Origin of the sequence: Streptomyces sp. NPDC093085 (assembly GCF_040683935.1) — a bacterium.
GTDB lineage: Bacteria > Actinomycetota > Actinomycetes > Streptomycetales > Streptomycetaceae > Streptomyces.
Window position 1 is genome coordinate 163,645 of sequence record NZ_JBFBFB010000013.1, and the last position, 16,880, is coordinate 180,524.

The 16,880-nt window shown below is 71.6% G+C and carries 18 protein-coding genes and 3 pseudogenes; 14 read left to right on the forward strand and 7 right to left on the reverse strand.

The window, feature by feature from the left end; genetic code table 11:
- Positions 1 to 17 precede the first annotated feature (17 nt).
- The 4 genes from AB0O07_RS28835 (at position 18) to AB0O07_RS28850 (ending at position 5,000) form a co-directional block, all read left to right on the forward strand.
- The gene (locus tag AB0O07_RS28835; protein WP_365638594.1) at positions 18 to 1,028 is read left to right on the forward strand and encodes a polyprenyl synthetase family protein; all 1,011 of its coding nucleotides are present in this window, start codon (positions 18 to 20) and stop codon (positions 1,026 to 1,028) included.
- A 555-nt stretch (positions 1,029 to 1,583) separates the two neighbouring features.
- A complete protein-coding gene (locus tag AB0O07_RS28840) occupies positions 1,584 to 2,993 on the forward strand; it encodes a DUF2092 domain-containing protein (protein WP_365638596.1) in 1,410 nt (469 codons plus the stop codon).
- Positions 2,994 to 3,106: 113 nt separating this feature from the next.
- On the forward strand, positions 3,107 to 4,066 hold the full coding sequence (locus AB0O07_RS28845; protein WP_365638598.1) for an ABC transporter ATP-binding protein: 960 nt from the start codon (positions 3,107 to 3,109) through the stop codon (positions 4,064 to 4,066).
- Positions 4,053 to 5,000 carry an ABC transporter permease gene (locus AB0O07_RS28850; RefSeq protein ID WP_365638600.1) on the forward strand — a complete coding sequence of 316 codons (948 nt, stop codon included), beginning with the start codon at positions 4,053 to 4,055 and terminating at the stop codon, positions 4,998 to 5,000. Before AB0O07_RS28845 ends, AB0O07_RS28850 begins: the two co-directional genes overlap by 14 nt.
- Before the next feature lie 180 nt (positions 5,001 to 5,180).
- Here the strand turns inward: AB0O07_RS28850 and AB0O07_RS28855 are convergent.
- A pseudogene (locus AB0O07_RS28855) lies at positions 5,181 to 6,176 on the reverse strand (M28 family metallopeptidase); the annotation flags it as partial.
- A gap of 286 nt (positions 6,177 to 6,462) precedes the next feature.
- Here AB0O07_RS28855 and AB0O07_RS28860 point away from each other — a divergent pair.
- Positions 6,463 to 7,107 (forward strand): TOPRIM nucleotidyl transferase/hydrolase domain-containing protein, encoded by a 645-nt coding sequence (locus AB0O07_RS28860; protein ID WP_365638602.1) that lies wholly within the window; start codon positions 6,463 to 6,465, stop codon positions 7,105 to 7,107.
- A gap of 41 nt (positions 7,108 to 7,148) precedes the next feature.
- Here the strand turns inward: AB0O07_RS28860 and AB0O07_RS28865 are convergent, their stop codons facing one another.
- From AB0O07_RS28865 to AB0O07_RS28880, 4 genes are all read right to left on the reverse strand, one after another.
- Positions 7,149 to 8,246: an ABC transporter substrate-binding protein gene (locus AB0O07_RS28865; protein WP_365638604.1), complete on the reverse strand. Its 1,098-nt coding sequence runs from the start codon at positions 8,244 to 8,246 to the stop codon at positions 7,149 to 7,151.
- A gap of 67 nt (positions 8,247 to 8,313) precedes the next feature.
- Entirely contained in the window at positions 8,314 to 8,865 is a 552-nt protein-coding gene (locus AB0O07_RS28870; RefSeq protein WP_365638607.1) for a hypothetical protein, read from the reverse strand.
- Positions 8,866 to 8,964: 99 nt separating this feature from the next.
- A complete protein-coding gene (locus AB0O07_RS28875) occupies positions 8,965 to 9,174 on the reverse strand; it encodes a DUF397 domain-containing protein (protein ID WP_365638609.1) in 210 nt (69 codons plus the stop codon).
- Positions 9,171 to 10,001, reverse strand: coding sequence for a helix-turn-helix transcriptional regulator (locus tag AB0O07_RS28880; protein ID WP_365638611.1), 831 nt, complete (start codon positions 9,999 to 10,001; stop codon positions 9,171 to 9,173). Before AB0O07_RS28880 ends, AB0O07_RS28875 begins: the two co-directional genes overlap by 4 nt.
- A 381-nt stretch (positions 10,002 to 10,382) precedes the next feature.
- Between AB0O07_RS28880 and AB0O07_RS28885 the strand changes: the two genes are divergently transcribed.
- From AB0O07_RS28885 to AB0O07_RS28920, 8 genes and pseudogenes are all read left to right on the forward strand, one after another.
- Positions 10,383 to 10,670: a hypothetical protein gene (locus AB0O07_RS28885; RefSeq protein ID WP_365638613.1), complete on the forward strand. Its 288-nt coding sequence runs from the start codon at positions 10,383 to 10,385 to the stop codon at positions 10,668 to 10,670.
- Positions 10,667 to 11,188, forward strand: a complete 522-nt coding sequence (locus tag AB0O07_RS28890; protein ID WP_365638616.1) for a hypothetical protein — start codon at positions 10,667 to 10,669, stop codon at positions 11,186 to 11,188. The genes AB0O07_RS28885 and AB0O07_RS28890 overlap by 4 nt, the downstream gene beginning before the upstream one ends.
- Before the next feature lie 70 nt (positions 11,189 to 11,258).
- The gene (locus tag AB0O07_RS28895; RefSeq protein ID WP_365638619.1) at positions 11,259 to 11,465 is read left to right on the forward strand and encodes a hypothetical protein; all 207 of its coding nucleotides are present in this window, start codon (positions 11,259 to 11,261) and stop codon (positions 11,463 to 11,465) included.
- On the forward strand, positions 11,449 to 11,973 hold the full coding sequence (locus AB0O07_RS28900) for a DUF6879 family protein (protein WP_365638622.1): 525 nt from the start codon (positions 11,449 to 11,451) through the stop codon (positions 11,971 to 11,973). Before AB0O07_RS28895 ends, AB0O07_RS28900 begins: the two co-directional genes overlap by 17 nt.
- A 31-nt stretch (positions 11,974 to 12,004) precedes the next feature.
- On the forward strand, positions 12,005 to 12,175 hold the full coding sequence (locus AB0O07_RS28905) for a helix-turn-helix transcriptional regulator (protein ID WP_365638624.1): 171 nt from the start codon (positions 12,005 to 12,007) through the stop codon (positions 12,173 to 12,175).
- Positions 12,176 to 12,392: 217 nt separating this feature from the next.
- Positions 12,393 to 12,827, forward strand: a pseudogene (locus tag AB0O07_RS28910) (methyltransferase domain-containing protein); the annotation flags it as partial.
- Positions 12,828 to 12,996: 169 nt separating this feature from the next.
- Positions 12,997 to 13,377, forward strand: coding sequence for a hypothetical protein (locus AB0O07_RS28915; protein ID WP_365638762.1), 381 nt, complete (start codon positions 12,997 to 12,999; stop codon positions 13,375 to 13,377).
- Positions 13,378 to 13,471: 94 nt separating this feature from the next.
- Positions 13,472 to 14,251, forward strand: a complete 780-nt coding sequence (locus AB0O07_RS28920; protein WP_365638627.1) for a DUF899 family protein — start codon at positions 13,472 to 13,474, stop codon at positions 14,249 to 14,251.
- On the opposite strand, the gene rarD is transcribed toward AB0O07_RS28920, so the two are convergent.
- Positions 14,208 to 15,254 (reverse strand): EamA family transporter RarD, encoded by a 1,047-nt coding sequence (gene rarD, locus AB0O07_RS28925; protein ID WP_365638629.1) that lies wholly within the window; start codon positions 15,252 to 15,254, stop codon positions 14,208 to 14,210. The two genes, AB0O07_RS28920 and rarD, sit on opposite strands and share 44 nt — an antisense overlap.
- A gap of 226 nt (positions 15,255 to 15,480) precedes the next feature.
- Complete coding sequence (locus tag AB0O07_RS28930) at positions 15,481 to 16,341, reverse strand: SDR family oxidoreductase (protein WP_365638630.1); 861 nt, start codon at positions 16,339 to 16,341, stop codon at positions 15,481 to 15,483.
- A 113-nt stretch (positions 16,342 to 16,454) separates the two neighbouring features.
- Here AB0O07_RS28930 and AB0O07_RS28935 point away from each other — a divergent pair.
- Positions 16,455 to 16,784: pseudogene (locus AB0O07_RS28935) on the forward strand (helix-turn-helix domain-containing protein); the annotation flags it as partial.
- Positions 16,785 to 16,880 lie beyond the last annotated feature (96 nt).

The window sequence follows — 16,880 nt, forward strand, 5'->3', positions numbered from 1 at the left end:
AGACAGGAGTACCTCTCGTGACCGTCGTCGGGCCGTTCGGGCTGAGCGTGCATGACCAGGCTCTTGAGGCCGATGTCCAGAACGGATTGGCCGCTGTCGAGGCGGGGCTGCTCGACGCCACCAAGAGCGAGGTGCCGTTCATCACGGAGGCCGCCCAGCATCTGGTGCGGGCGGGCGGCAAACGATTCCGGCCGTTGTTGGTCATGCTCGCGTCACGTTTTGGGGACCCGTACGCGCCCGGAGTGGTGCCGGCGGCCGTCGTCGTGGAGCTGACGCACCTGGCGACGCTCTACCACGACGACGTGATGGACGAGGCCGAGGTCCGCCGCGGGGTGGAGAGCGCCAACGCCCGGTGGGACAACTCCGTCGCCGTCCTCACCGGCGACTTCCTCTTCTCCCGCGCCTCGTACATCCTGGCCGACCTGGGCCCGGAGGCGGTCCGCGTCCAGGCCGAGGCGTTCGAGCGGCTGGTCACCGGGCAGATCCTGGAGACCGCCGGCCCGCGCGGGGGCGCCGACCCGGTGAGCCACTACCTCGATGTCGTACGGGGCAAGACCGGCTCGCTGATCGCGGTCGCGGGCCGGTTCGGCGCGATGATGTCCGGCGCCGACGAGACGGTGGTCGACATCCTCACCCAGTACGGGGAGCGGCTGGGCATCGCCTTCCAGCTCGCCGACGACTACCTCGACATCGCCAGCGACTCCCACGAATCCGGCAAGACCCCCGGCACCGACCTGCGCGAGGGCATCCCGACCCTGCCGGTGCTGCTGCTGCGCGCCCAGGCGGAGGAGCACCGCAGACCGGACGACCTCGCGCTGGTCGAGCTGTTGAGCGGCGACCTCGCGGACGACACGAAGCTCGCCGAGGCCCTGCGGCTGCTCCGCGCCCACCCGGCCCTGGAGCAGGCGCGCCAGGACACCGTCCGCTACGCGGAGGAGGCCCGCGCCACCCTGGCACCGCTCCCCGAGGGGTACGCGAAGTCGGCCCTGGTGGAGCTCTGCGACGCGGTGGTCCACCGCGCGAACTGACGGGAGGGCACCCGCACCACCCCGTACGGCCGGTGGCGCTGGTACGGCCTGTGGCGCTCGTACGTCCGGTACTCCCCGTACGGCCGGTGGCGCTCGTACGGCTGGTATTCCCGTACGGCGCGGGGCGCTCGTATGACCCGTACTCCCCGCACGGCCGGTGGCGCGCGTACGGCCCGTACGCCCCGCACGGCCGTGGCTCCCGTTCCCCGTACGGCCCTGGGCACTCGTACGGCCGGTAGGCCCGTACGGCGTGATCACCCGCCCGGCGCAGACGCCGACGCCCCCTCCTCCTCAGGCTCCCCTTCCCCCTCTTTTCCCTGCCCTGCTTCTCCGTTGTCTCCCTTCCCCTACCTCCCCCTACGGGACCGGGGGCGTCGCTCCTCCGTATGTCATCCCACAGCAGTACGACAAGGTGCGCCCGGGGGCTGACGCTTCCGCGCCCCCGATTTGGTCCCATGGAGGAAGACCACTCCTGACCAATTCGGGTGAGAATGGCGGCGAGGAGTGGACACGCGCAGAGGACGGAAGGCCGCCGACCACGGAGGTAGGGCACACATGGCACCGAACGACAACGGACCGGCGACCGAGGAGGAGACGGGGCCCGGCACCGTCCGCCGCAAGGCGGCACGTTACGCGCTCCCCGTCGCGGTGGCGGGAGTGGCCGCGGCGACCATCGGTCTCGTCCCGGCGCTCGCGGCGACCGGTGACCCGGATCTGCCGAAGGTGAGCGCCCAGCAGCTCATCGAGAAGATCGCGGCGTCGGACACCGAGCAGCTCTCCGGCACGGTGAAGATCACCACGGACCTGGGCATCCCCGGTCTCGACCAGCTCGGCAGCCTCGCGGACTCGTTCGTGAAGCAGCAGAAGGAGAGCGGCAGGGGCGGGGAAGGCGCCGCCGCCGTGGACCCGTCCGAGAAGCTGATGGAGCTGGCCGCCGGCTCGCACACCCTGCGGGTGGCGGTGGACGGCCCCGACAAGCAGCGCCTCTCGATCCTCGACAAGACGGCCGAGTACAGCGTCATCCACAACGGCGGCGAGGTCTGGGCGTACGACAGCGGCTCCAACACCGCGTACCACGCGACGGAGCCGACGGACGGCACCCACCGCTCGCAGGGGTCCGAGGACGAGGAGGGGACCCACGGCAAGGAGGGGACCCTGCCCGACGGTTCCGCGGCCACCCCCAAGGCGTTCGCCGAGGAGGTGCTGAAGGCCGCGGACGAGACGACCTCGGTGACCGTCGACGGCACGGCGCGGGTGGCCGGACGCGATGCGTACCGGCTGCTGATCAAGCCGAAGCAGTCCGGCTCCACGGTCGGCTCCATCGCGATCGCGGTGGACGCGAAGACGGGCACGCCGCTCAAGTTCACGCTCTCGCCGAGCAGCGGCGGCAAGGCCGTGGTCGACGCGGGCTTCACCAAGGTCGACTTCGGCAAGCCGGCCGCGAGCACCTTCGACTTCACGCCGCCCAAGGGCGCGAAGGTCACGGAGGAGAGCGACATCAAGGCCGAGTACTCCGAGCACTCCGAACACTCCGGGAAGGCCGGGAAGTCCGGACAGCAGGAGAAGGAGGCGCTGCCCGGCGCCGCCGGCACCCCTGACGGCCTGGGCTTCTTCGCCGGCGGCATCGGCGAGGGCAAGGACGGCGCGAAGGTCATCGGCAAGGGCTGGAACGCGGTGTACGTGCTGAGCTCGTCGGAGGGCGAGGGCCTGGCCGGCGAGGCGAAGGGCGACGCGGCGAAGAACGGCGCGGCCAAGGGCGGCTCGGACGCGAAGGCGTCGGGCGAGCTGCCGGCGGAGGCGCAGCAGTTCGTGGACGCGCTCGGCGACAAGGTCACCGGAAAGTTCGGCACGGGGACGGTCTTCCAGACCCGTATCGTCAACGCGCTGACAACTGACGACGGCACGGTCTACGTGGGCACGGTCACGAAGGACGCCCTGCTCAAGGCAGCCAACCAGGACAACTGACGCTATGCGGAACCGCCCCGTCGCGTGAACTGCGCGGCGGGGCGGAACGCTGCCCGGAGCCGGTCCGTTTCCGTGACAGGACCGGAGAGCCCAGGGCCCGGGAGGGGGACAGGATGACCGAGGGGACCGGCGCCGTCATCGAGACGCGCGGCCTGACCAAGCGGTACGGAGGCGGGCAGCTCGCCGTCGACCGCCTCGACCTGACGGTGCCCGCAGGCAGCGTCTTCGGCTTCCTCGGGCCCAATGGCTCCGGCAAGACCACCACCATCCGGATGCTGATGGGCCTGATTGAACCGACGGCGGGTTCGGCCGCCCTCCTGGGCCACCGGATGCCGCGCGCCGCGCGGACGGTGCTGCCCCGGGTGGGCGCGCTGATCGAGGGGCCCGCGCTGTACGGACATCTGAGCGGCCGGGAGAATCTCGTACGGTACGACAGCGCCGACCCGACGGCCGATCCCCGGACCCGTGCCGCGCGGGTGGACGGGGCGCTGGAGCGCGTCGGGCTGACGGCGGCCGGGGGCAAGAAGGCGAAGGCGTACTCCCTGGGGATGAAGCAGCGGCTCGGACTCGCCTCGGCGCTGCTGCGGCCCCGCGCCCTGCTGGTGCTGGACGAGCCGACGAACGGGCTCGACCCGCAGGGCATGCGGGAGATCAGGACGCTGGTGCGGGAGCTGGCGGCGGACGGTACGACGGTCTTCCTCTCCTCCCACCTCCTCGACGAGATCGAGCAGGTCTGCACCCATGCCGCCGTGATGACCCAGGGCAGGCTGATCACCCAGGGCACGGTCGCCGAGCTGGCGGCCGGCACCCGGGGCAGACTCGCCGTCACCACCCCGGACCCGGCCGAGGCGGCCCGGGTGCTCAAGGAACACGGGGTCACGGGCGTGGCCGTGGTGGAGGACCGGGTCACCGGGGAGCTGCCGACGGCCGAGGGCACGGCGGTGGACCCGGCCGAGCTGAACGCGGCGCTGGTCGGCGCCGGCGTCCGGGTACGGGCCTTCGGCCAGGAGCGCGCCTCGCTGGAGGACGCGTTTGTCGCGCTGACGGGGGAGGGTTTCGATGTCGCGGGCTGATACGGGCACGGCGCACCAGGATCCCGAGGAGGCGCCCCGAAATCCGGACGCGGCGCCTCAGGATCCTGAGGCCCGGCGCCCCGAGGCGGCGCGGCCCCGGCCGCTCTGGACCTTCGGGCTGCTCCGCTCCGAGCTGAGCGTCACCTTCCGGCGGTGGCGGACCCTGGCACTGCTGGGCGTGCTCGCCTCCTTCCCGGTCCTCATCGGCATCGCGGTGAAGATCGAGACGGGGGACGGCGGGGGCGGGGGCGGCCCGGGAGGCGGGCCTCCCTTTATCGGGCAGGTCACCAACAACGGGCTGTTCCTGGTCTTCGCCGCGCTCGCGGCGACGCTGCCGATCTTCCTCCCGATGGCGGTCGGCGTCATAGCGGGCGACGCGATCGCGGGCGAGGCGAACGGCGGGACGCTGCGCTATCTGCTGGTCGCCCCGGCGGGCCGGACCCGCCTGCTGCTGGTCAAGTACGCCACCACCCTGGCGTTCTGCCTGGTCGCCACGGCGGTCGTGGCCGCCTCGGCACTCGCCGTCGGCGCGCTGCTCTTCCCGCTCGGTGACGTCACCACGATCTCCGGCGTCCGGATCTCCTTCGGCGAGGGCATGGCGCGGGCGGCGCTGATCGCCCTGGTGGTGGCGGGCTCGCTGATCGGGTTCGCGGCGCTGGGCCTCTTCATATCCACCCTGACCAACAGCGGGATAGCCGCGATGGCGGCGACGGTCGGGCTGCTGATCACGGTGCAGATCCTGGACGCGATCCCGCAGCTCCACGCCGTACAGCCGTATCTCTTCACCCACGACTGGCTCTCCTTCGCGGACCTGCTCCGCGAGCCCGTCCTGGGCGACGGCATCGCGAGGAACCTGGGGCTCCAGGCGGTGTACGCGGCGGTGTTCGGCTCGGCGGCGTGGGCGCGCCTCACGACCCGCGATATCACGAGCTGACCCGGGCCGGAGCCCGACTGGCCCGGGCCAGCCGGCCCGGCCGGCGTCGGCCAGGCCCGGCCCGGGGTCGGCCGGCCCGGCCCGGGTCGGTCACCGGACCGGGTCGGCCGGCCCGGATCACCCAGGGCCGGCCCGGATCACCCAGGGCCGGTCAGGCCGGTGAGGGCGGGGTCAGGCTCCGGAGAGCGCCCAGACGGCGTACGCGATGGCGTCACTGTTCCGGTCGAGCGCGGTGTCGTCGATGTTCGCCAGGGTGTCGCACGACCGGTGGTAGCAGGTGTCGAAGGCCCGCCCGGAGATGCCGCCCCACTTCTGCGCCTGTGCGGCGGTCTTGATGTAGTCGGCGCCGCTGAAGAGCCCGCCGACCGGGATGCCCACGTTCTTGAACGGCGCGTGGTCGGAGCGGCCGTCGCCCTCGGTCTCGATCTCGGTGGGGATGCCGAGGCCCGCGTAGTAGTTCTTGAAGGTCTGCTCGATGACCGGGTCGTCGTCGTAGACGAAGTAGCCCGGGTTCGGGCTGCCGATCATGTCGAAGTTCAGATAGCCGCTGATCTTGGCGCGTTCGGCGGTGGGCAGGTTGTTCACGTAGTACCGCGAGCCGACCAGCCCCAGCTCCTCCGCGCCCCACCAGGCGAACCGCAGATGCTTCGCCGGGGTGAGCTGCGCGCGGGATACGGCGAGCGCGGTCTCCAGGACGGCCGCGGAGCCGGAGCCGTTGTCGTTGATGCCGGCGCCCGCGGTGACGGAGTCGAGGTGCGAGCCGGACATGACGACCTGGTTCGGGTCCCCGCCGGGCCAGTCGGCGATCAGGTTGTAGCCGGTGGCGCCGTTGGAGGTGAACTGCTGGACGGTGGTGGTGAACCCGGCGGCGTCCAGTTTGCCCTTCACGTAGTTGACCGAGGCGAGATAACCGGCGCGGCCGTGGGCGCGGTTGCCGCCGTTGGCGGCGGCGATGGAGGAGAGCTGCGTCAGGTGCGCCTTGACGTTGGCGAGCGGAATGTCCGGCGCGGCGAGCGCACCGGCCGGCGCGGCGGCGGCCGGCGCGGCGGCGGCCGGCGCGGTGGTGGCGGCCGGAGCCGGGGTGGCGGCGCCGAGCAGCCCGACGAGCGCGAGCCCGGTGGCGGCGGCGGTCAGGGTGGCGGTGGTACGGCGTATTCGAGGAACGGAGAACGTCATGAACGTCATGTGGGGGGCTCCGAATTCCGAAGGACGACGGGAACAACAGGACGAAACGCGCAAGACGCCCCACGTCATGAGGAACGTGGGGCGCTGTGCGTGCTGAATGGTGGGTGAGAGCGTGACCCACCGTCAAGAGCGCGAACCGGGCGTCGATGTCCGCTCAGCGGACACGACAGGCCGGACCAGCCGCCCGCCCTCGCCCCCGGCCCGCGCGCCCCCGGAAATCCCCTCGCCTCCTGGAAATCCCCTCGCGCGGCGGCCGGTACGGACCGAGACTCGTCGCATGGCCGGCATGGGAGCGTTCCGGGACATGGTCACCGCGTGGGCGGCGAACGACGCGGGCGCCCCAGGCGACCCGCGCGGCCTTGAGGATCTGGTACGGGAGTCGGCCGTACGGCTCTCTGTCCGTACGGCGGTCCTGCTCGAAGGGCCGAGCGACGCGGCGGCGGTCGAGGCCCTGGCCGAACGGCGCGGCCGGGACCTGGCGGCCGAGGGGATCTGCGTCCTCCCGATGGGCGGGGCGATGAGCGTCGGGCGCTACGCCGGGCTCCTCGGCTCACCCGGCTTGGGTCTGCGCCTCACGGGCCTGTGCGACGAGGCGGAACGCCCTTACTACGTACGCGGCTTCGAGCAGACCGGCGCGGCGCGGTCGGCCTTCTTCGTCTGCACGGCGGACCTGGAGGACGAGCTGATCCGGGCACTGGGCGTGCCCAGGGTGATGGAGCTGATCGAGGCGGAAGGCGACCTGCGCCCCGTCCGGACCTTTCTGCGCCAGCCCGCCCAGCGGGGCCGCACCCCGCACCAGCGGCTCAGGCGGTTCCTCGGCACGAAGAAGGGCCGCAAGATCCAGTACGGCCGCGTCCTGACCGAGGCCCTGGCCCCCGACCGGACCCCGCCCCCGCTCAACGCCCTGCTCGCCACCCTCTGACGGCTCGGACAGCCCCTGGTCGCCCTCCGATGCCGACCGGCTCACCCCGTGTGGAGGACGCGGAAACGCCCGGGTTCCGCCGGGTCCCGGTCGACGACCTGGACGGGCGCCCCGGCCCACTGCCAGACGCCGCTACCCGGCGTACGGGAGAACGCGACGCGCCCACGGGTGCCTTCGGCCGAGACGCCCTCCCACGACACCCCGCCCGGGGAGCGGAGCGCCTCGGCGAGGACGGTGACCGTGTCGTACCCCTCGAAGGCGACGAAGGAGGCCGCCTCGCCGAGCCGTTCCCGCAGGGCCGCCCCGACCCGTACACCGAGAGGCCCCAACCGCTCGGGCAGATAGCGCAGGAACGGGATCGCGGCGCCGTCGGGGCCCAGCAGCTCCGCCCATGAGGCGAACTCCGGCTGCCCGGCCGGCGCCCCGATCAGGGTCTCCGCGAGGCGCGGATCACGGCGTACGGACGTGACGATCGGCACGGCCGGCTCCGGATGGCCGGTCAGCAACAGGAGGGCGGTGGCGCGGTGGCCGGCCAGTTCGTCGCAGACGGCGGCGGGGTCGAGCGTGCCGAGTTCGGTGACGCTGCCGCCGCGCGGGGCGAGGTGCTCGCGCAGGATACGGATCCCGGTCGCCCAGTAGAGACTTGGCTGGGCCGCCACGGCGATGTCCCGGTGGCCCGCTCCGAGCAGGAAGTCCGCGTAGATCCGCCAGCCGTGGGACTGTGCCGGGGCGAGCCGCGCGACCCGGTCCGCCGGCCGCTCGGTGAGCGCGTCGAGCACCGCCGAGGAGCAGAGGTACGGCAGGCCGAGCGCGTCGGCCCGGGCGGCGACGGCGCGCGCGACGACGCTGTGATACTCCCCGGCCAGCGAGGCGACCCCGAGGCGCGCCAGCTCCTCGACGGCCGCCGAGGCCCGCTCCGGGTCGGCCGCGGTGTCCCGGACGACCAGTTCGAGCGGCTTTCCTCCGACGCCGCCCGCGTCGCCGACCTCACGTACGGCGAGCTCGAACCCGGCGAGCAGATGCCGCCCCGCCTCGACCCAGCCGGGCCGGCTCAGCGGAGCGAGCACCCCGATCCGGACAGCCGGCCCGGAGCCCCGCTCCATGCCCCGCTCAGCTCCGGCCACCTGCGCTGCCGTCATCTCCCCCTCCCACACGCCTCTCCGTACCCACCGGCCCACCGCGCCACCGACGCACCGACGCAGCCTCTCAGCCCGTGATGTACCAGTTGTTCTTGAGGTACTCCAGGGTGCTGTCCCCGAGTTCGTCCTCCCCGAACGTCGCGGGTGCCTTGATCGCCTCCTTCGGGATGTCGATCTTGCCGGACGCCCCCTCGACGACCTGTCCCGGATCCACCGTCGCCGTCTTCAGAGCGGTCTTCTGCGCGGGCGAGATCATCTGGAACGTGAAGCGGAAGGTCGACGTACACGGCCCGAACCCCTGGTCCTCCGCCTTCTTCGCGGCGGGCCCGGCGATATCGCAGACCGTGTCGATGTCCTCGTGCCCCAGGGCGCGCAGATACTCCTCGTACCGCTTGATCGCGCCCTCCTTGCTCTGGACCCCGGGCTGCTCACCGGTCGGCTCCGCGGGCGGCGCCTCGCTACTGGCGGCAGCGGACGGCGCGGCCGACGCCGAAACGTCCCCGGACGGCGAAGCCCCGTCACCGGCTCCACCCGCCCCACCCTTCTCCGGCCCGCAGCCCCCCACGCCCAGCGCCACGCAGACGGACATCGCCGCCGTCACCATCGCCCGAGCCCTCACCCGGTTCCCCCTACCGTTGGCCGAAATCACACCAACAAGTCACGCGAAACAGCCCGCAACGGTTCCCCGACGGCACTGCGCCATGCCCTGACCGACACGTCAGACCCCGGAGAAACCACCCTGCCGGACGCCGCTGACGAATGCTGTCCAGGTGTTCGGGGTGAGGGCGAGGGTGGGGCCGTGGGGGTTCTTGGAGTCCCGGACCGGGACGGTGCCGTGTGTCGCCGCGAGGTTGGTGGCGACCTCGATGCACTGACCGCCGTTCTCGCTGTAGGAGGACGTGAACCAGAGGGGGGATTCGGTCGTCATGGGCTGCCCTTTCGCAACTGGCGGATCATGTCCACGGACGCCGCACGTGGCAGCGCCTCGGCCTGTAGTTGATGGTAATCCGTCAGGAGGGGAAGGACCGTTGTGGTGTCCCGCTCCAGGTGGCCCCGATGAGCGGACTCCGCGTACGACATGAGCGAGCGGTCCGGCAAGGTGAGCAGGGTTACCGGCAGAGTCAACGGGCGGCGAACCCCGAGGTCGAAGGGGGCGATCTGAAACACGGTGTTCGGCCGCTCGGCGAACTCGATGAGTCGAGCGAACTGAGCATCCATGAGAGTGCTGTCCCCGATCGGGCGGCGGAGGCAGCTTTCGTCGAGCACGACAAAGACCAGCGGGGGTGGAGTTCGGGTGAGTGACGCTTGGCGCTGGGCAATCAGCGCAATCCGTTCATCGGCCTGTTCCCGTGTAGCGACGCCCCGTTTGACGGCGCTGTCTCCGATCGCTGACGCGTACTCATGTGTCTGGAGCAGGCCATGTATGACACCAACCTCGTAGAGCCTGATCTCTGTTGCTCGTGCCTCATGGGCGATGTACTCCGGAAAGCCCTCCAGTAACGCCCTGTACCTGACGGCCTGGCATTGGCGCTGGAGTCGATCTCCTGTTCCCAAGGCCCTGTCGGCACTTGCCGCGAACTGTTGAGTTGGTTTTCTCTGCCCAGTTTCCACGGCAGAAATGTGCGCACCGGAGCACCCCATCCGCTCGGCCAGCTCCACCTGAGTCCAACCGCGTTCATCCCGCAAGCTGCGGAGACGTGCCCCGAAGGCAGCGCTCGGCGACTGCTCGGGGTCCAGTTCCTTTCGATTCGCCATTGGGTACCCGACTCTCCCACCTATTTCAGTAAGTTGAAGACATCTGGACTCTACGCGACGCTGGCCGCCCTGAGTAGTGGATTCGCTACGGAGAGGAACGGTCATGTCCAGTGACAGCGTCACCGCCGAGCCGCAGAAACCCCCGCGCACCCCCACCCGCCATGAGCCGCCCCCCGACGAGCCGAGTCGGCCGGGGGTTTCGCCCGCCGAGGTGTGTCCGCCGGTCGACCTTGTTCCGGTGCCCGGGTGTGATCTGTGTGCCTGGTGGGATGCGCGCAGGGGCAATGCCCGGCGCGGGATCGGTTCGGTGAGCCCGCTCGACTGTGCCCGGCAGATCGCGGCGCACCCGCACCGCCGGGCGGGGGTGGCGGGGTGACGGCCGTGCCGCGCGTTCCGGAGCCGTGGCGAGGACCGCGGCGCCCCACGGAGGCCGCAGCTCCGCCGGCCGGACTCGGCCTGGGCACGGCGGTGTTCGACCGCAGGACGGAGATGCCCGGGGTGATCAGGTCGTTCGCCGGGAACACGGTCTGGCTGGTCCGGCCCTCGGGGCACACCTGGCAGGCCGCGCTGATCTCCGTGCGCCCGGCCTCCGAACGGGAACGGGCCCAGCTCCGGGCCCTCGCCGAACTGCACCGCAGGCAGCGGCCCCCCGTCCGGAGGCAGAGGTGAACGGGCGGCACTACAACGTGACCGTAGTGTGCGAGGGGCCCATCAACGGTACGTGGGTACGGGTCCTCCTCGCCGCCCGGCAGACCACGTCGCCGGAGCACGCCCTGACCTTCCTCCGCGCCCAGGCCCGGCGTATCGCCAACGGCCTCGACCCTCAGCCGCATTCGGGGTGGATCCCCGACGGCACCTTGACCCTGGTGGCGGCGCGCACCCCCGACGCCTCCACCGGGCTCCGGTTCTGGTGCCACAACCCCGCCGCGCAGAAGGCGGCCCGGGAGCGGCTTGCCGCCGGCGGGGAGTTCGTGCTCGGCGCCATTGACGACAGCGGGCTCTACCTCCTCAGGGCGCTGCCCGTGCCCGCGTACGTACCTCTGCCCGCATACAGCTCCCTCCCGACGCGCGGCTCCGGCGCCCCGGGCCACCGGAAGCCCCGCTGGTTCGAACGGCTCCGGCTCCGGCTCCGACCTTGGTGGCGGCGGGATTTACCCGATGACGCGAATACCGGCGGTATCGGATAGACGGCGCTGGTCGGCCACCCTACCGTTGGCCTAATGGGTCCAACCGGACCTGTATGTAAGGGGGTTCGATATGGGGTGTGAGGAACTTACCCGGCTCACCGGAAACGGCAACGGGGAGTGCGGGGAGGACGACTGCCCGAACGTCTATCGCTCCGCCAGTGGTTCGTCAGTTGTTCAGGGGAAGGTCTCCATGGCTTTCGAGCCGCCCCGAGGGGAAGAGCTCGTGGAGATCCCCGAGAGCGTGCTGAGGGAGGCCGTACGTGCTCTTGGCTGGTGAGGAGTGGGCGGCGCGGTTTGAAGGTTTCCGGCGGGAGGCGTGGCGTCTGGAGACGCTGCCGCAATACCTCATGCCGCAGGAGGAAGAGGAGTTCGCCGCGTTCAAGGGCGGAGCCCGGGTGGACCCCTTGGCCGTGTCCGACGAGTACACGGACCGGCTGCGTCGGCAGGTGACGGAAGGGCGTTCCCAGGGGCGCGTGCACGTCGTGACTCAACCGCTCTCGGATTACCTGCGATTCGAGTTCTCCCGCTACTACGTGCCCCATGCGCTGGCGGGTGAGCAGATCCGGATCCTGGATGTGACCGACCAGGTGAACCCTCTGGAAGGGGTTCAGGACTTCTGGCTCTTCGACCGTTCTGAAGTGGTGCTGATGAACTATCACCCGGACGGGCGTCAGATCAACCGTGAGGTTCACGAGGGCGACCCGGCTCGGTTCATCGAATATCAGCGCATCGCGGTAGCCGAGTCGGTGCCCTTCGAGGAGTACGTGAAGGGCCTTGAGCTTTGAACCCGAAAAGCTGGGCCGGTTCCGATCGGACTTGGCTCATGAGCTGAGAGGCCGGCGCAAGCGAGCCGGGAAGACGCAGACCTGGCTCGCTCGCCACTGCAATATGTCCCAGACCAAGGTCAGCGGTGCCAAGCACGGGGGCGGGGGATCCGACGAGGGCGGGAACACGTCCGACGGTTCCGGTCCTGCGACGGGCAGGTAGGTGCCGGTGACGACACGCGCAGAGGGGGCGGGGCCTTCGGGGCTCGCCTCCGCGTTGGCGGCGGCGGGGGGCGATCGGCGCGGACTGGGGGCCGGCGTTCGAGGCGGTGCCGCGGGAGTGGTTCGTGCCCGACCGGGTCTGGCCGGGCACGGCGGATGGCGCGCGGCAGGGTGGGCTGGTGGACCGGGCCCGGGATCCCCGGGCGTGGGCCGAGGCGGTGTACTCCGATATTCCGCTCACGACGCAGTGGGACGACGGCGCGCACAGTGGGGACGGCCTGGGCGCCACGCCCACCAGCTCCGGCTCCATGCCGCGCATGGTCTTCTCCATGCTCGCCGACCTGGACGTACGGGAGGGCCACCGCGTCCTTGAGATCGGCACGGGCACCGGCTGGAACGCCGCACTCCTCGCCCACCGGCTGGGCGGCGCGAACGTGGTCAGCGTCGAGTACGACGAGGGCGTGGCCCGGGCCGCCGCCGGGAACCTCCGGCGGGCAGCGGAATCCCCGCTGGTCGTCGTCGGGGACGGCCGCTCGGGGTACGCCGAAGGAGCACCGTACGACCGGGTCGTCGCCACCTGTTCGATCGGGGAAGTGCCCCGTGCCTGGGTGGAGCAGACCCGGCCGGGCGGGGTGATCGTGGCCCCGTGGGGCACCGAGTACGGCGGTGAGTACATCGTGCGGCTGGTGGTCGGGGAGGACGGTACGGCATCCGGGCCGTTCACCCGGTCCAGCGCCTTCATGCGCCTGCGGCAGCAGCGTACGGAGCGCCCGCCGTTCGCCGCCTACCTCAAGGGGCGGACGTGGCCTGCGGACGGGGTCAGTGGGGACGAGCACGCTGGACCCCGCCGCCATCGGAGGGTGGCTCGAACAGTTCGTGATCGGGGTCCAGGTTCCTGGCGCCTTCTGGCGTGCCGAGCGGTACGGCGACGGGTCGTACACCCTCTGGACCTACAGCACCGACACCCGGTCCTGGGCGACGGCCGACCACGAACCCGGGGCGAGCGAGTACGCCGTGGTCCAGTCGGGGCCGCGCAGGCTCTGGGACGAGACGGAGGCGGCGTACCGCTGGTGGGAGGAGCGGGGCAGGCCCGGAGTGGAGTGCTTCGGGCTCACCGTGGGGGGAGATGGCGGCGGTCAACAGGTCTGGCTCGGGGGGCCGGACCGGGCGGTGGGCGTCGGCGGGATGCCGGGGGCGCGATGAGTTCCGGGTGCGGGCCGGGTCTGTTGTGGTGAGGCTGGTGGCGGGGGCTTCGGGGGGCCGGTCGGTACGTACGTACGAGAGCTGGAGGGACATCATGAGCGACACCGTGAGCGGAGAGCTTCCCGGCAGGCCGCCCGTCGTCGATCCGGAGACCTGGCGGGCGGCGCGGGCGGAGTTGCTGGTCCGGGAGAAGGCGCATACGCGGGAGGGGGACGCGATCGCGGCGGCCCGGCGGCGGCTGCCCATGGTGGAGTTCGACGGGACCGTCGAGGTGGTGGGGGCCGAGGGGAGCGTGCCGTTCCTGGATCTGTTCCAGGGGCGCGACGAGCTGCTCACCTACCAGCACATGTGGTGGGACGGGGCGCCGCACCAGGGGCAGTGCGAGGGGTGCACCATGGCGGCCTGGCATCTGGAGGACGCCGTCGGGTATCTGAACGCCCGGGGGGTCTCCTTCGCTTTTCTGACGACCGGGGCCTGGGAGGAGGTCGCGCCGTACACCGCGTTCATGGGGTACACGCAGCCCTGGTACTCGGTGCGGGGGCTCGCGGAGCCGGTCGGCGGGGGGATGGGGCACCTCACCAGTTTCCTGCGGGACGGCGACCGTACGTTCGTCACGTATTCCACGACCGGCCGGGGCAGCGAGGTGTTCAGCGGGGCCTTCGGGCTGCTCGACATGACGCCGTACGGGCGCGGCGAGGCCTGGGAGGAGCAGCCGGAGGGGCGGCCGGCGGAGACGCGGGCCCCCTGCTGGTACTGGCGTACGGACGCCGACGGGGCCGCCACCTGGGGGCCGACCTCCCGGCCCGTACCGCAGTGGTCCCGGCCCGGCGCTACCCCTGTCGAGAGCCTTGGGCGGACGGGGGAGTGTCACTGAGGGGCAGAGCCGGTGGCTGCTGTGGCTGCTGTGGCTGTGGGGCTTCCTGCGCGGGCTTCTGGCGCGCCATGGTCCTCAGGCGCGCCGCCTCGGCCCGGGTCCGGCGCGCCGTCCGCAGGGCGTCCCAGGTCAGCAGGGCCAGCGCCAGCCACACCAGGGAGAAGCCCGCCCAGCGCTCCGGCGGCATCGCCTCGTGGAAGTAGAAGATGCCCAGCAGGAACTGGAAGACCGGGGCCAGGTACTGGAGCAGCCCCAGCGTCGACAGCGGTACGCGGATCGCCGCCGCGCCGAAGAACACCAGCGGTACGGCCGTCACCAGCCCCGTCGACACCAGCAGCGCCACATGCGCCGGGCCCTCGGTGCCGAAGGTGGAGGCGCCGGTCGCGCCCAGCCAGAGCAGATAGCCGAGGGCGGGCAGGAAGAGCACCGCCGTCTCCGCCGTCAGCGACTCCAGCCCGCCCAGGTTGATCTTCTTCTTGATCAGGCCGTACGTCGCGAAGGAGGCGGCCAGCGTCAGGGAGATCCACGGCGGGCGGCCGTACCCCACCGCGAGCACCACCACCGCGGCGCCGCCCACCAGGACCGCCGCCCACTGGACGGGGCGCAGCCGCTCCTTGAGGAGCAGGACGCCCATCGCGATGGTCACCAGCGGGTTGATGAAGTACCCCAGCGACGCCTCCACCACATGGCCGGTGTTGACCGCCCAGATGTAGAGGCCCCAGTTGACGGTGATCGTGGACGCGGCCACCGTGATCAGCGCCAGCTTGCGGGGGCTGCGCAGCAGCCCGGGTATCCAGGACCAGCGGCGCAGCGCCAGCAGCGTGATCAGGACGAAGCCCAGCGACCAGACCATGCGGTGGGCCAGCATCTCCGTCGACCCGGCCGGCTGGAGCAGCGGCCAGTACATCGGGACCAGGCCCCAGAGCCCGTACGCGCCGATCCCGTACAGCAGCCCTGACCGCTGCTCGCCCTCCGGCTGTCCGGCCTCCGGCGATGACTTCACTGGGCCTCCCCCGCACCATCCCGCACCATCCCGCGCATCCCGCGCCCTGCCTGTCGAAGGTAGCGGGGCGCGGGGCGCGGTGTCATGTTCGTATCGGAATACGGTCATGACATTCGAGGGCGGGGGGTGTGGGGAGGGTGGGTTGTGGGGTGCGGGGCGTGGGGGAGAGCGTTCAGGGTGTCGTCACGCCCTCGGCGTCGCCTCGTCGGGCGTCACGCCCTCGGCGTCACGCCTTCAGGGCCGCCGCCACCGAGTCCGCCAGCGGCGTCGTCGGCCGGCCGATCAGCCGCGCCAGCTCGCCCGGCGTGGCGGAGAGCAGCCCGCGCCCGACCGCGAGGTCGACATCGGCGAGGATCGCCGCGAACGGTCCGGGCAGGCCCGCGCCGGTGAGGATGCCCTCCAGCGTCGCGGCGTCCACGGAGCGGTACGCGATGGTGCGGCCCGTCTGGCGGGAGAGTTCGGCCGCGTACTCGGCGAAGGACCACGCCGTGTCGCCGCTCAGCTCGTACGCCTTGTTCAGGTGACCGTCGGTGGTCAGGACGACGGCGTCGGCGGCGGCGTAGTCCGCGCGGCTCGCGGAGGCCAGCCGGCCCTCGCCCGCCGCGGCGACGACGGCCTCGTGCTCCAGGACGGGCCCCAGGTTCTCCGTGTAGACCTCCGAGTACCAGCCGTGGCGGAGGAAGGTGTACGGCAGTCCGGAGGCGAGGATCAGCTCCTCGGTCGTCTTGTGGTCGGCCGCCAGGTCGAAGTCGGCGTCCGGGCCGCCGAGGACCCCGGTGTACGCGAGCTGGGCCACGCCCGCCGTCTTCGCCGCCTCGATCACCGCGGTGTGCTGGGGCACCCGCTTGCCGACGTCGCTGCCGGAGATCAGCAGCACCCGGTCGCCCGAGCGGAAGACGTCCTTCAGGGAGGCGGGGTCGTCGTAGTCGGCGACCCGCACCTCGACACCGGCCGGCAGGACCTCCGCGGCCTTCTCCTTGTTCCGTACGACGGCGGTGATCCCGTCCGCCGGGACGCCGCGCGCCAGCAGGGCGTCCACCACCAGTCGGCCGAGATGTCCGGTGGCTCCGGTGACGACGATGCTCATGGGGGGCTCCAAGTCTGTGCTTCGTGCGAGGTGCGGTGGCGCTTCTCTTTGGCACTCACCTTAGGAGGGGCGCTAACTGTGGGGAAGTACCCACTTTGAAGTAAGGTACTGGCATGAGAGTCAGTGAAAAGTCCGGTGCGGAGTCCGGTGAAGAGTTCGGTGCTCATCAGCGGAACTGTCCCTCACGGCTGATCCTGGAGCACGTGACCAGCCGCTGGGGCGTGCTCGTCCTCATCGCGCTGCTGGAGCGCTCGTACCGCTTCAGCGAGCTGCGCCGCGAGGTCGGCGACGTCAGCGAGAAGATGCTGACCCAGACCCTCCGGACGCTGGAGCGGGACGGCTTCGTCCACCGCGACGCCAAGCCCGTCATCCCGCCCCGCGTCGACTACACCCTGACCCCGCTGGGGCGGGCGGCGGCCGAGCGGGTGCGGGGGCTCGCGCTCTGAACGCGGGGGTGCGCGGACGAGGTCTTCGCCGCGCGCGAGGCGTACGACGGAACCCGCGAGGCCGACGGCGGCAGCGGAACTCGCGAGGCCGAC

Bases quoted from the DNA above. Each gene is read 5' to 3' on its own strand.
- AB0O07_RS28840 (WP_365638596.1), top strand. From the start codon at position 1,584: ATGGCACCGAACGACAACGGACCGGCGACCGAGGAGGAGACGGGGCCC.
- AB0O07_RS28845 (WP_365638598.1), top strand. From the start codon at position 3,107: ATGACCGAGGGGACCGGCGCCGTCATCGAGACGCGCGGCCTGACCAAG.
- AB0O07_RS28850 (WP_365638600.1), top strand. From the start codon at position 4,053: ATGTCGCGGGCTGATACGGGCACGGCGCACCAGGATCCCGAGGAGGCG.
- AB0O07_RS28860 (WP_365638602.1), top strand. From the start codon at position 6,463: ATGGCCGGCATGGGAGCGTTCCGGGACATGGTCACCGCGTGGGCGGCG.
- AB0O07_RS28865 (WP_365638604.1), bottom strand. From the start codon at position 8,246: ATGACGGCAGCGCAGGTGGCCGGAGCTGAGCGGGGCATGGAGCGGGGC.
- AB0O07_RS28875 (WP_365638609.1), bottom strand. From the start codon at position 9,174: ATGACGACCGAATCCCCCCTCTGGTTCACGTCCTCCTACAGCGAGAAC.
- AB0O07_RS28880 (WP_365638611.1), bottom strand. From the start codon at position 10,001: ATGGCGAATCGAAAGGAACTGGACCCCGAGCAGTCGCCGAGCGCTGCC.
- AB0O07_RS28895 (WP_365638619.1), top strand. From the start codon at position 11,259: ATGGGGTGTGAGGAACTTACCCGGCTCACCGGAAACGGCAACGGGGAG.
- AB0O07_RS28920 (WP_365638627.1), top strand. From the start codon at position 13,472: ATGAGCGACACCGTGAGCGGAGAGCTTCCCGGCAGGCCGCCCGTCGTC.
- AB0O07_RS28930 (WP_365638630.1), bottom strand. From the start codon at position 16,341: ATGAGCATCGTCGTCACCGGAGCCACCGGACATCTCGGCCGACTGGTG.